At 71.8% G+C, this 13,375-nt stretch carries 9 protein-coding genes; 3 read left to right on the plus strand and 6 right to left on the minus strand.

All coding sequences use genetic code 11. The features are described from left to right. Position 1 precedes the first annotated feature (1 nt). Complete coding sequence (locus tag AB0H88_RS18990) at positions 2-1,621, minus strand: ABC transporter substrate-binding protein (RefSeq protein ID WP_357646048.1); 1,620 nt, start codon at positions 1,619-1,621, stop codon at positions 2-4. Positions 1,622-1,627: 6 nt separating this feature from the next. Further along, positions 1,628-3,538, minus strand: coding sequence for a primary-amine oxidase (locus tag AB0H88_RS18995; RefSeq protein WP_357646050.1), 1,911 nt, complete (start codon positions 3,536-3,538; stop codon positions 1,628-1,630). 135 nt (positions 3,539-3,673) lie between these two features. Here AB0H88_RS18995 and AB0H88_RS19000 point away from each other — a divergent pair, with 135 nt between their 5' ends. Beyond that, positions 3,674-4,723 (plus strand): LacI family DNA-binding transcriptional regulator, encoded by a 1,050-nt coding sequence (locus AB0H88_RS19000; protein WP_357646052.1) that lies wholly within the window; start codon positions 3,674-3,676, stop codon positions 4,721-4,723. On the opposite strand, the gene AB0H88_RS19005 is transcribed toward AB0H88_RS19000, so the two are convergent. From AB0H88_RS19005 to AB0H88_RS19015, 3 genes are all read right to left on the minus strand, one after another. Then, on the minus strand, positions 4,718-5,401 hold the full coding sequence (locus AB0H88_RS19005; protein ID WP_357646406.1) for a response regulator transcription factor: 684 nt from the start codon (positions 5,399-5,401) through the stop codon (positions 4,718-4,720). The genes AB0H88_RS19000 and AB0H88_RS19005 overlap by 6 nt on opposite strands. Positions 5,402-5,448: 47 nt before the next feature. Then, positions 5,449-6,726, minus strand: a complete 1,278-nt coding sequence (locus tag AB0H88_RS19010; protein WP_357646054.1) for a histidine kinase — start codon at positions 6,724-6,726, stop codon at positions 5,449-5,451. Positions 6,727-6,855: 129 nt separating this feature from the next. Next, a complete protein-coding gene (locus AB0H88_RS19015; protein ID WP_357646056.1) occupies positions 6,856-9,363 on the minus strand; it encodes a glycoside hydrolase family 3 C-terminal domain-containing protein in 2,508 nt (835 codons plus the stop codon). A gap of 378 nt (positions 9,364-9,741) precedes the next feature. On the opposite strand from AB0H88_RS19015, the gene AB0H88_RS19020 reads away from it, so the two are divergent. Both AB0H88_RS19020 and AB0H88_RS19025 read left to right on the plus strand, forming a co-directional pair. Further along, positions 9,742-11,220 carry an MFS transporter gene (locus tag AB0H88_RS19020; RefSeq protein ID WP_357646058.1) on the plus strand — a complete coding sequence of 493 codons (1,479 nt, stop codon included), beginning with the start codon at positions 9,742-9,744 and terminating at the stop codon, positions 11,218-11,220. Next, positions 11,217-11,693 (plus strand): MarR family transcriptional regulator, encoded by a 477-nt coding sequence (locus AB0H88_RS19025; RefSeq protein ID WP_357646060.1) that lies wholly within the window; start codon positions 11,217-11,219, stop codon positions 11,691-11,693. The genes AB0H88_RS19020 and AB0H88_RS19025 overlap by 4 nt, the downstream gene beginning before the upstream one ends. A gap of 66 nt (positions 11,694-11,759) precedes the next feature. Here AB0H88_RS19025 and AB0H88_RS19030 read toward each other — a convergent pair whose 3' ends face one another. Then, complete coding sequence (locus AB0H88_RS19030) at positions 11,760-13,310, minus strand: M4 family metallopeptidase (protein WP_357646062.1); 1,551 nt, start codon at positions 13,308-13,310, stop codon at positions 11,760-11,762. Positions 13,311-13,375: the final 65 nt, after the last annotated feature.

Consider the following 13,375-nt stretch of genomic DNA (forward strand, 5'->3'; position numbering starts at 1 on the left):
GTCAGCCCTTCTTGACCCGGGCGTCGGCGACCAGCCGGAGCAGGTTGCCGTAGCCCTCGGTGGCGTACAGGCTCGGGCTGACCCCGTCGGCGCGGTAGGCGACCGTGGCCGGGCGGGTGACCAGCGGGATCATCTGCGCGTCGGTGTCCACCTTGGCGCACACCGCGGCCAGCGCCTTGTCGCGCTCGGCGCCCGCCGGGGTCTCCGTCGCGGCGGCGATCAGCGTGTTGAGGTCCTTGTCGGCCTGCATGAAGCCCGCGTTGAAGCCGGCGACGTCGGGGTTCCACCAGGTGGTGACCATGCCGGGGTCGGCGTATCCGGCGAACCACGACAGCGCGGCGTCGAACGTCGCGGGCACCTTGCCGTACACCTTGCCCGCCCAGCTCGCCTCGTCCATCTGCTCGATCTTGACGGTGACGCCGGCCTGCTGGAGGTTCTGCTGGATCACCTGGGCGACGGCGGGGGCCGGCTCGGTGGAGTAGATGCTGAGCGTGAACGACAGGTTCGCGATGCCCGCCTGGGCGAGCAGCTCCTTGGCCTTCGCGGCGCCGCCCGCGGTGGCCGAGGGCAGCGTGGCCGGGTCGCAGGCGCCGGGCAGGCCGGCGGGGGTGACGCCGGTGGGCTTGCCCTGGCCGCCGAGCGCCACTTCGGCCATCTGCTCGCGGTCCAGCGCCATGTTCAGCGCCTGCCGGACCCGGGGGTCGGCGAACTTGGGGTTCTTGGAGTTGAGCATCAGGTAGTAGAAATCGGTGGTGGCCTGGGTGGCGACCTTGACGTTCGCGGCGCCGGCCAGCATCGCGGCGGAGTCGACGTTGCCCAGCGCGGCCAGGGCGGAGCTGCCGTTCTGTACGGCGGCGACGCGGGCGGCCTCCTCGGGCGCGATCGTGACGGTCAGGCTGTCGGCGGCCGGCTTTCCCTTGTCCCAGTAATGCTCATTGCGGGCGAAATTCCAGGACACGTCCTGGCGGTGTGCCTGCACCTTGAACGGCCCCGTGCCGAGCATCTCCTTGGCCGGGTCGAGCGTCTTGGCCTCGATCTCCTTCATCGGCAGGATCGCGGCCGGCACGTTGGCGAGCGCCGCCAGGAACGGCGTGTACGGCTTGGCCAGCGTGACCTTGACCGTGGCCGCGTCGACCTTGGCCACCTTCTCGACCGGGCCGAGCTGCCCCCGCCACACCGACTTGGCGGCCAGCAGCCGCTTCAGGCTGCCCACCACGTCGTCGGCGGTCATCTGCCTGCCGTTGGAGAAGGCGACGCCCTCGCGCAGGTGGAACACGTACGTGGTCGGGGTGGGGTTGTCCCAGCTCTCGGCGAGCCCCGGCTTCGGGCTGAAGTCGGGCCCCACGGTGACCAGCGTCTCGTAGACCAGCGACATCAGCTGCCAGGAGGTGGCCACATCGGCCAGCTGCGGGTCGAGCCCGGTCGCGGCGCCGCTGTCGATGTGCACCGCGACGTTGAGCGCGCCGCCCGCGGGCAGCTTGCCGTCGGCCACGGCCAGGTAACCGGGGGCGGCGGCCGAGCCGGTCGCCGCGGTGCCCGGCGGGGCCGCTTCCGTGCCGCCGCCGCAGGCGGAGGTGGCCAACACGACCGCCGCGACGCTACCGGCCAGTCTGTATCGCATGACGCCTCATCTCTGGTGACAGGAGCCCTGGCTGCTCGGCGGGACGTCGAGCGTGGGGTTGCGATCGAAGAACCCGACGGGCTTCAGGGTGAACCCGCACGTGTCGACGGGCATGATCGGCCAGTCCTCGGTACGGGGGAAATGGGTCAGCCCGAACGTGTGCCACAGCACGATGTCCTGGCCGTCGATGTCGCGGTCCGCGGCCGTGTACGCGGGCAGCCCGGCGCCACCCGGATGCTGATTGACCAGGTCACCGGCCGGATAGCGCTCCCGGGGATGGTACCTGGTGACCCAGAGATGGCTGGTGGCGAACTCCGCCCTGGCGCGGATGGAGGAGTTCTCGTGGGCGAGCAGGGTGGGCAGGCCCTCGGGGTGCAGCGCGTAGCCGACGGGGTCGCCCAGGCGGTTGGTCACCTCCGGATTGACCACGTGCCAGGTCCTGCCCGTCGCGAGGTCGGCCTCGCGCCTGCCCTCCGCTTCGGTGCGCAGCCTGGTGGCCCGGCGGCCGAAGGCGTTGCCGTACGGGTTGCGCTCGTCCATGGGCAGGCGTACGACCTCCACCTCGTCCACCGCGTTGGCCGGGCCGTCGACCATCATGTCCAGCCGCGCGGAGAACAGGTGCTGGTGGTAGGGCGCCGCCAGCCCCGGCGCCACCTGCGAGCCGTACGGCGCGGCCCGCTCGTCGTAGGCGCCGGTGAACACGATGCCGGTGGCCTTGACCTCCAGCTCGATGGTGCCGTCCAGGTAGAGGTACCAGTAGAAGCCGTAGTCGTAGTTGCCGACGGTGACGAAGAAGGAGATCACCAGCCGCCGCTGCCTGCGCGTCTCGCGGGAGTCGTTGGCCGGGTCGGTGTGCTTCCACAGCACGCCGTAGTCCTCCTCGTGCATGCAGATCGCGTTGGGCAGCACCTTGGGCGAGCCGTCGCCGCCGGTGACGGTGACGTCGAAGTAGGTGATCTCGCCCAGGCAGTCGCAGCCCAGCTCCAGCGCGTTGGCCAGCTTGCCGAGCTGGTATTCGCCGGTGTCGAAGTAGTTCTGCCAGAACCGGACCGGGCTCGGGTCCCCGTACGGCACCAGCATCTCGGCCACCGACGCCCGGTAGACGATCGGCCGGCCGTCGAAGCCGATCTGGTGCAGGACCAGGCCCTCGCGCATGTCGTAGCCGAGGCGGACGTTCCACTTCTCCCAGGTGACGAGGTTGCCGTCGATGCCGAAGCTGGGGCCCTCGGGCTGGGTGATGTGGATCGGGCGCTGGCTGGTGCGGTGTTCGCGCTCCAGGTGGTAGTCGCCCGCCTCGGCGGGGATGGGCAGCACGCCGGTGTCGACGATCTCGATCACCACCCCCTTGAGCAGGTCGACGAAGGCCACCAGGCCGTCGATCGGGTGCGCCCAGGGCAGGCTCTCCTCGGTCGGGCGCAGGTGGGCCAGAACGCGGGCGATCCGCCTGCCCTCCTCGCCCGGCAGGCCGTAGCTGCCCGCCGACAGGGCGGCGAGCCACACCAGGGCCGTGTCGTCCAGGCCGCGCCGGGCCAGCGCCGCGGTCCAGCCGGCGTCGGCGCCGAGCACCCGCCTGACCAGCTCGTGCTCCTCGTCCAGCATGGGGACCTGGCCGTCGGTGATCGGGTCGATCGGCCGGCGCTGCGCCACGCGTCCCTCGGTGAGCGAGACGACGACGTCCTGCGCCTGCTCGCTCGCCAGGTCGAGCACGAGGGCGCGAGCCCGCCGGGCAGCGGGCGCCTCGCCGAGCACGGCCTCCTTCGGGGGCTCCTCGATCCCGAGGTAGGCCACCCGGCCGGTGGCGGCCAGCACGCCGTCGTCCGCCATGATCCGCCTGGCATCCTCGATCTCCTCCGCACTGAGCGGGTCGAGCGGATGAGACCGCTCCCCGACCCCGAGAACCCGCCGTCCAGCTGCCATCCGGCTTTCCATCCCTTCTTTGCCGGAACGTTCCGGCATGCGGGCCAAGATACTTCCGCCTCAGGACGAGGACAAGACCTTTCGCCAGGTCGATACATGGCGGAAACAGATCGACGGTGGCGCTAGCATCGGGGCGTGCGCGCAGACGAGCCGGCCACTATCCTCACGGTCGCCAAGACGGCAGGGGTCTCCAAGACGACCGCGTCCGACGCGCTCAGGGGCTCCGGCCGGGTGTCGGAAGAGACCAGGGCCAGGGTGATGGAGGCCGCCGACGCGCTCGGCTACGTACCCAACGGGTCGGCCAGGCACCTGCGCCGGGCGAGCACCGGCACCATCGGCCTGCACGTGCCGGAGGTGCTCACCCGCTCGTCCTACTACATGTCGTTCGTGTTCGGGGTCGTGCAGGGGGCGGCCGACAACGACTACGACGTCACGCTGATCACCTCGGGCCGCCGCACTCCGCGCGTCGACGGCCTCGTGCTCGGCGATCCCCTGGGCGACGACCCGATCGTGGCCAAGCTCATGGACGCCGGCCTGCCCACGGTCACCTGCGAACGCTTCACCGGCAGCGGCCAGGCCGACGGCGTGGTCCGCTCCGAACACGCCGAGATGCTGGGCCGCCTGATGGACCACCTGCGCGCCTCCGGCGCGACCCGTCCGGCGCTCATCGTGGCCGGCGACGTGAGCGACTGGGCCGCCTCCGTGCACCGGGGCTTCCGCGACTGGTGCGCCCGGCACGGCGTGGACCCGCTGGTCCGTACGGTCCCGTTCGACTGCCCGGCGGGCGAGGTCCACCAGGCGGCCCGCGAGCTGCTGGCGCTGGAGCCGCACATCGACGCGCTGGTGTGCGGGCCCGCCGGATCGGCCACCGACCTGCTGCCACTCCTGCGCGAGGAGGGCCGCGACCTGCTCCGCCGGGAAGAGGCAAGCGACCTGCGTTCCGAAGAGGGCCGCGACCTTCTCCATCGCGAGGGGGGCCGCCACCTGCTGCTCGCGTCGTGCGTCGACAGCCCCGCCATGCAGCTGGCCGACCCGCCCATCACCGCCATCGACCTGCGGCCCAGGCAGGCGGGCGTACGGTGCGCGGAGCTGCTGTTCGACCTGCTGTCGGGCACGGCATCGGCGGGGACGGAGCGGATCCACCCCATCGACCTCACCCTGCGAGCCTCCACTCGGGGTTCATGACGCGCCCTCGGCGTCGTGAACGACCAGGGCGAGCTGGACCCGGTTGTCCAGCGCCGCCTTGGTGAGGATGCGCGAGATGTAGCCCTTGACGGTGCCGACGCTCATGTGCAGCTCGGCGGCGATGACCGCGTTCGGCTTGCCCTGACCCACCGCCAGCGCCACCTCGCGTTCGCGCTCGCTGAGCCGCGCCAGCACCGTCCGGGCGTCGGCCCGGCGACGGGTCTCCTCCTCGGGCACCAGGTGGGCGATCAGCCGCCGGGTGACGCTCGGAGACAGGATCGGCTCGCCGTCCACCACCCGGCGGATGGCATCGGCGATCCCCTCCGGCGGGGTGTCCTTGAGCAGGAACCCGCCGGCCCCCGCCCGCAGCGCCTTGAACACGTGCTCATCGGCGTCGAACGTGGTGAGCACGACCACCTCGGGCGCCCGGGGCCGGCCACGCAGCCGCCGGGTCGCCTCGATGCCGTCGAGCCCGGGCATCCGGATGTCCATCAGCACCACGTCGGGAGCGTACGCGTCGACCGCGGCCGCCACCTCCCCGCCGTCGGCCACCGCGCCCACCACCTGGAGGTCGGCGGCGCCTTTGAGCATCAACGTCAGACCGGCGCGGACGAGCGCGTCGTCGTCGACGATCAGCACCCGGATCGACGGCCGGGACGGCGGCGGTGGCGGTGACACCGCCTGCGGTTGCTGCGCGGGTGGCTGCTGCGGTGGTGGCGGCTCGGTCACACGGGCCATGGTAGCCAGGCCACCAGCCGGAATCCCCCGCCTGTCACTGGCCCGCACGCCAACCGCCCACCGGCCAGCGCCGCCCGCTCCGCCAGCCCAGCCAGCCCCGCCCCCGCCCCGATCCTCCCGAGATCAGCCCCTGACGCCAACGCTCCGAGCGCACCGGTGTCCCCGGGAACCGCATCGGCTCCCGACCGCCCCACATCACCGGCCGACCCCGCGTCCAGGCCGGATGAAGCCGTTTCGCCGGGCGGCGAATTGTGTACCTCGACCCTCAGTTCGGCGCCCGCCGTACCGGAGAGGACGACCGTGACCGGCTGGCCGGGCGCGTGCTTGCGCGCGTTCGTGAGCCCCTCCTGGACGATGCGATAAGCGGCGCGCCCGGTGACCTCCGGCAGGTCGGCCAGCCGGAGCCCGTGATCGCGCAGCTCGACCCGCATCCCGGCGCTCCGGGACTCCGCCACCAGCGACGCGAGATCCGGACGCTCACGCGACAGCGAGCCGTCATCGGACGGCGGCGCCTCGCGAAGCACCGAAATCACCGCCCGCAGCTCCTCCAGCGCCAGGTGCGCGCTCGACCGGATCACCCCCGCCGCGTCGGCGACCTCCCCCGGCGTGGCGTCCGCGTTGAACTCCAGCGCCCCCGCGTGCACCGCCAGCAACGACAGCCGGTGGGCGAGCACGTCGTGCATCTCCCGCGCGATGCCGATCCGCTCGGCCCGGCGCGCCTCTTCGGCTCGCAGCCGCTGGTCGGCCTCGGCTCGGCGGGCCCGTTCGGCCAGCGACAGCACCAGCTCCCGCCGGGTGCGCGCCAGCATCCCCCACCCGGTCAGCGCTCCACCGAACAGCACCGCCACCAACGCCCACACCGGATAGGGTGCCAGCCCCGGCGGCCGCCAGGCGAACCTGCCCAGCGTCGCGACCACCCCGGCCACCCCCACCGCGATCGCGGCGAGCGGCTTCCGGTACAGGGCCACGATCAGCGTGGCGATCCCGGCCGCCACCGAGGCGGCCGCGGCGGGCACCGACAGCGCGATGACGGCCAGCCCCACGCTCACCGGCCACCTGCGGCACAACCACAGCCCCGCGCAGGCCAGAGCGCCGCCCGCCACGTCGGCCACCAGATACCAGTCCGGCGTGCCGCCCGTCAGATCGCCCCAGACGACCCCGACCGCTCCGGCGATCGCGAGCATGAACCCACCCGCCCCGACCACCCAGTCGCGCCGCGACCGGATCCAGCCGGGCCGTACGTCTTCCACACCGGCCACGAACATGACCGCTGATGCTAGCCCGCCACCGACCCGTGCGTAAGCAACCAAAGTCACTGCCGGAAGGCGACCAAGGCTGCCATGGAGCTGTTCATCCAAGGTCGACAAATGGGGGGCGGCGAAGAGGGCCGGGGCTTACCCGAAAGTGAGGCCGGGAGCCTCGGAAAGCGTCTTCGGGTTCGAGGAGGAGCCGACCTCCAGCTGGAAGGTGCCAGGCTCGACGGCCCAGTGGCCCGCCGCGACGTCCCAGTGCTCGAAGGCGCGCCGCCGGACGGTCACCGTCACCGCGACCTCCTCACCGGGGGCCGCGTCGACCCTGGCGAACCCGGCCAGCCAGCGCCGGGGGCGCTCGACGGCGCTGTCGGGGCGGCTCGCGTACACCTGCACGACCTCACGCCCGGGCCTGTCACCGGCGTTCCGCACGCCAACGGTGACCTCGCCCGCCACACCATCATCGGCGTGGCGGACCTGCGCGGGGCCGTACTCCCAGGTCGTGTAGCCGAGGCCGTGGCCGAAGGGGTACAGGACCTCGACCTGCCGGCCGCGGTAGCCGATCGCCGGCCCCTCGTCGTAGGCGAGCACGCCGTCGACCGGCTGCGTGACGGCGCGATCGCCCTCGTGGAGCGGCCATGAGGTGGGCAGCCGCCCGCCGGGCTCCACGCGGCCGAGCAGCACGTCGGCCAGCGCGTTGCCGTACTCCTGCCCGGGGAACCACGTGAGCAGGGCCGCGGCGACCTCCTCGTGCCAGGGCAGCAGGACGGGGGCGCCGGAGTTGACCACGACGATCGTGCGCGGGTTCGCGGCGGCGACGCGGCGGACGAGATCGTCCTGCCGCCCCGGCAGCGCGAGGCTCGTCCGATCGAACCCCTCGCTCTCGACCTCCTCGTTGGTGCCCACGACCACCACGGCGACGTCGGCGGCGCGGGCCAGCGCGACGGCCCGCTCGATCTCCTCCTCGTCCGTGCCGTGCGGCGTCTGCAGGTTGAGCTGGAGCGCGGGGCCGGGCAGCCCGCCTTCCGTACGCTCGCGATCATGTACCAGCGTGACCTCGACGCTCTCACCCGCCGCGAGCCGGACGGGGTGGGTCCGCTGCGGCGGCGTCAGCATGGCCTCGACCATGTCCGAGCCCGGTGGCAGCGTGAGCACGGCGTCGTAAGCCTCCTCCCCCGCGAGGAGGAGCCGGTGCCGGCCGAGCCCGGAGGAGCCGATCAGGTACGTACCCGCCTCCGTGGCCCTGATCAGGGCACGGACCTCGATCGCGGCGAGCCGCTCCGGCACGACCCCCTCGGGGTAGGAGCCCATCACCCAGTTGAACGCGCCCCCGTCGCGCCGCTCCACCGCGAGCACGGAGCCGTCCCCGTCGAGGTATCTCACCTCAGCGCCATGACCCGTACCGTCGGCGGCGTCGGGCAGGCAGAGCCAGGGAGCCCGTGCGATCGGCGTGCGGGTGTGCGCGACGACGCCGATGGCGTGCCTCACCTCGACACCGTCGCCGAGCGCCGCTCGCAGGCCGTCCAGCGGGGAGACCGTGTACGGCGGGAACACCGTGGCGCTCCCGCCTCCCAGGGTCCTGGCGACCTCCGCGTTGGGCCCCAGGACGGCGATACCGCGCAGCTCGGCGGGGTCGAGCGGCAGCGCTCCGCCCTCGTTACGAACCAGTACGAACCCGGCGGCCGCCGCACCACGCACCTCCGCCGCGACCCGCTCCTCCGTGTACGCCGTGCCGGCGACGGTGCCGGGGGTTGCGGTGCCGGGGGTTGCGGTGCCGGGGGTTGCGGTGCCGGCGGGCGCGGGGTCCAGGGCGCCGACCCGGGCGGCCAGGCGGAGGATGCGCAGCACCTTCTCGTCGACGGCCGACTCCGGAACCGTGCCCGCCCGTACCGCCGCCACCAGCGCCTCACCCCACGGACCCGACGGTCCGGGCATCACCAGGTCGAGCGCCGCGTTGCCGGCCGCCGCCGTCGAACGGGTGGCGAACCAGTCGGACATCACGACCCCGTCGAACCCCCACTCGTCCCGCAGGACGTCCTGCAGCAGCGGGTTCTCGGTCATGGTCGCGCCGTTCACGCCGTTGTAGGCGGCCATCACCGCCCATACCTCGCCCTCCCGGACGATGGCCTCGAAGGGCGCCAGGTAGAGCTCGCGAAGCGTCCGCTCGTCCACCCGGGCGTCGAGGGTCATCCGCTGGGTCTCGGAGTCGTTGGCGACGAAGTGCTTGACCGTCGCGCCCACTCCCCCTCCCTGCACGCCTCGTACGTACGCGACGCCGATCCTGGCCGTCAGCAGCGGGTCCTCGCTGAAGCACTCGAAGTGGCGCCCTCCGTACGGGGTCCTGTGCAGGTTGACCGTGGGGGCGAGCAGGACGTCCACACCCTTGCGCCGTGACTCGGCGGCCAGCAGGCGGCCGATCGCCTCGACGCGGGCCTCGTCCCAGGTGGCGGCGAGGGCGGTGGGCGAGGGCACGTTCACGGAGGTGTCGCGCTCGTCCCAGATCTCACCGCGGACACCGGCCGGGCCGTCCGAGACGACCAGCCGGCGCAGGCCGACGGCCGGTTCGGGGTGGAGCGACCAGAAGTCGGCGCCGGTGAGCAGCCTCACCTTCCGCTCCAGGGGTAGGGCGGCGACAAGGCTTTCCAGCTTCATGAGGGGGTCCCTGAGCTCGGGGGTTACGACCACCGGCAGTGCGCCTGCGACGTTGGGGTACGCCTTTCGCTCCCACTACTGATACGTAGAAGTGAGACGTATCCGTAAACGTAACCGCAGCCCCGAGGGGAACACAAGAGGCGATCGGCCGCTGGCTCAGAGTCCGAGCAGCGGACCGTACTCGGCGAACACCCGGGCTATCTCCAGATAAGCCGGACGCGCGCATGCGCGAATCGTGCGGCAGGACGGCCGCGACGATCTTCTGGGGCGCCGATCAAGATCGGACGTTGAACGGAGGCTATGCAACTCGCGGACCCCGACTCGGCGCAGGTGCCAGGTCTCGAACCCGACATTTGGTGTCATGGATATAATTGTTATATGCCAGCAACTAACGAGCCGGTCGCCGCCCTTCAGGAGGCGGGGCCACCCGGGCCGGACCGCCGGCGGCGGCTGCTCATCCTGGCGATCTGCTGCCTGAGCCTGTTCATCGTGGGCCTGGACAACACGATCGTGAACGTCGCTCTGCCCGCCATACAGCGCGACCTGCACGCCTCCGTCTCCGGCCTGCAGTGGATCATCGTCTCCTACACGGTCGTGCTGGCCAGCCTGCTCATGCTCTCCGGCTCGACCGCGGACAGGTTCGGGCGGCGCCGCACCTTCCAGACGGGCCTGGCGCTGTTCACGCTGGGCTCCCTGTTGTGCTCGCTCTCGCCGAGCCTCGGCTGGCTGGTCGCCGCGCGGGCACTGCAGGCCGTCGGCGGCTCCATGCTCAACCCGGTCGCCATGTCGATCATCACGAACACGTTCACCGAGCCGAGGGAGCGGGCGCGCGCCATCGGCGTGTGGGGTGGCGTGGTCGGGATCAGCATGGCCCTGGGGCCCGTGATCGGCGGGGCGCTGGTGGATTGGGGCACCTGGCAGACGATCTTCTGGATCAACATTCCCGTGGGGCTGGCCGCGCTCGTCCTGTGCGCCTTGTTCGTGCCCGAGTCGCGAGCCCCCCGGGCCCGCCCGATGGATCCCGTTGGGCAACTCCTGGTCATCGTGCTGCTGGCCGGGCTGACGTACGGTGTCATCGAGGCGCCGTCCGCCGGGTGGGGCTCGGTGCAGACCATCGCCTGCTGCGGGGCGGCCGCGCTGGCACTGGCGCTGCTCATCCCGTACGAGCTGGGCCGGGCGGAACCGCTGATCAACCCGAGGTTCTTCCGCAGTGTCCCCTTCGCGGGGGCGACGGTCATCGCGATCTGCGCGTTCGCCTCTCTCGGCGGGTTCTTGTTCCTCAACACCCTGTACCTACAGGACGTCCTCGGCTACTCGGCGCTGCACGCGGGGCTGCTGACCCTGCCGATGGCCGGGCTGACGGTGGTGTGCGCGCCGCTGTCCGGGCGGATCGTCGGCGGCGCCGGGCCGCGCGTGCCGCTGATCGTCGCCGGCGGCGCCATGTCCGTAAGCGCGCTGATCCTGACCGGGCTCACCGCCGACACCCCGACGTGGCAGCTCATCGCCTCGTACGTGGTCTTCGGGCTCGGCTTCGGCATGGTCAACGCCCCGATCACGAACACCGCCGTCTCCGGCATGCCGAGTGCCCAGGCCGGGGTCGCCGCCGCCGTGGCCTCCACCAGCCGCCAGATCGGCCAGGCACTCGGCGTCGCGGTGCTCGGATCATTGGTCGCCGCCGCCGTTCAGGGACCATGGCGTACGGGTTTCCCGCAGGCCAGCCACATCGGCTGGTGGATCTGCACGGCATCCGGCGCGGTCGTGCTGGTGCTCGGTATCCTCACCACGAGCCGCTGGGCCAGGCGCACCGCCGAGCACACGACGGAGCGGCTGACCCACAGGATGGCGGGCACCGTATGAGCGACGCGACGAACGACAGCGGGACCGGCGAGGCCGCGCAGGACGCCGTCGCCCGTTCCTGGGCGGCTATGTGCTTTCTCGTCCTGAAGCAGGAAGACCGCCGCAAGGAGGTCACCGACACGCTCGGCATGAGCTTCTTCCGGGCCAAGGCGCTACGCCGCCTGCTGGGCGGCCCGCTCACCATGCGCGAGCTGACCGCCCGCCTGGCCACGGAGAAGCCGTACACCACGCTGGTCGTCGACAGCCTGGAGCGGCGCGGCTACGTCGAGCGCAGCGTGCATCCCGACGATCGCCGCTCCAAGCTCGTCACCCTCACCCCGGACGGCGTCGCCGCCGCCGAGCAGGCCGAACGCATCCTGGCCCGGCCACCGCGCTCCCTGCTGGCGTTGGAGCCGGCGGAACTGGCCGCCCTCGACCGGATCATGGCCAAACTTCAGTCACCCGCCGAGGTGACGAGCGAACAAGCGCCCTGAGACGGCCGGAAGCGCCCTGCTCAGGCGGATTGCGGACAATCCACGCCGAACAGGGCGCCATCGTGCTCAGGGACAGGTCGGCTCGCCGCTCTGCGCGGGTACGTTCACCCCGCTCCAGGCCGCCTTGACGACGTTGAACTCGACACAGCCGGTGAACAGCGTCTTGGCCGCCCGCAGCGTGGCCACGCGGGCCTTGGCGTGCGTCCAGGGCGCCGTCTTCATGTTCAGGCCGGTCTGGAAGATCTGGCCTGCCTTGCGGATGCCGACGCCGGTGATGGCCGCGCCGCCGTCGCACCGGCTGCTGGCCGGCTTACCGCTTGGGTTCGTGCCCTCGGCCAGCAGGTAGAACCAGTGGTTCTGCGGTCCGGCCGCCGCGTGCACCTCCGTGCTCGGGATGGAGGAGCTGTAGCAGTTCGGGTCGCCCTCCGCCGACGGGTTGTACATGTTCCTGATTTCGCCGCTTCCCACCAGGTTGACCTCCTCGCCGACCAGGTAGTCGGGCGGGTCGAGGCTGGCCGGCTCGTTGGCGTACGCCTCGGTCAGAGCGCCGAAGATGTCACCCGTCGACTCGTTCAGGCCGCCGGCCTCGTTGCCGCTGCCGCTGCTGCCGCCGGAGAACTGGAAGACGCCGTGGCCGAACTCGTGCCCGACGACGTCCATCGAAGTGGCCTGCCTGCTGCCCGCGGAGTTGCGGCCGAAGGAGCCGTACGACCCGTTCCAGAAGGCGTTGGCGTCGTTCAGCCCGACCCTCACGGGGTAGCCGCGGCCGGAGCCGTTGATGCCGTTGCGACCGAGCCACTCGCTGAGCATGTTCCATTCGTGCTGGACCGCGAAGAGCGCGTCGACGCAGGCCGTCTCCAGGTTCGTACCGCTGCCGTTGCCCCAGCTGTCGGTCGACTTGGTGTACACCGAGCCGTTCTGGCCGCCGCACTGGACGCCGGTGCGCGTGGGGTCGACCATCCGGTACGACGGGGACGTGGCGATGGTGACCGGATTGCCGTTGTAGTAGCTGTTGCCGGTGCCGTCGACCACCTGGTCCCACTTGTCGATGACCTGGCCGTCACGCGCGTCCACGTACACGTGCATGATGCTCGACTGGTCGGCGGTGGCGGCCACGACCTCCCACGCCAGGCGTGGCGTGGTCGTGGCGGCGTGCACCACGAGAGTCGGCGTGCTGATCGAGGTGGCCTTGGGCGCCACGTTGCGGGCCGTGTCCGCGGCCGCCTGCGCGGCGATCTGCGGCTTGGTGTCCAGGGCGATCTTCGCCTGCTGGCCGGTGTCGATCGTGCTGACGGCCTCACCGGACTTGTCGGTCGTGACGACTACCTCGCCGCCGTAGACCGGCAGGCCGGCGTAGGTACGCGTGTACGTGAGGTGCTGTATGCCGTTGACGCCGGCGACGGCCGACGACAGGGAGAAGGCGTCCTGGTCGGCGGCCAGGAGTTGCGTCCGGCTGGACGCGATGACGTTCTGCGCGGTCGCCACCGCGACGCTGCGCTGCGCGGGTGAGGGCGGGTCGGCCGCCTGGGCGTTCGCGCTTGTGACGCCCGCCTGTGCGGTGATGGTCAGGGCTAACGCGAGTATGGCGGCAGCGCCCAACCTGAGCTTGGGGTTCACGCTCGTTGCTCCTCAGGGGGGTGGAGTGGACGAACCCCGGCCGGCTGGGGATGCACTCAGACTCG

It is taken from the genome of Nonomuraea sp. NPDC050680 (assembly GCF_040654555.1).
In the GTDB taxonomy this organism is placed as follows: Bacteria; Actinomycetota; Actinomycetes; order Streptosporangiales; family Streptosporangiaceae; genus Nonomuraea.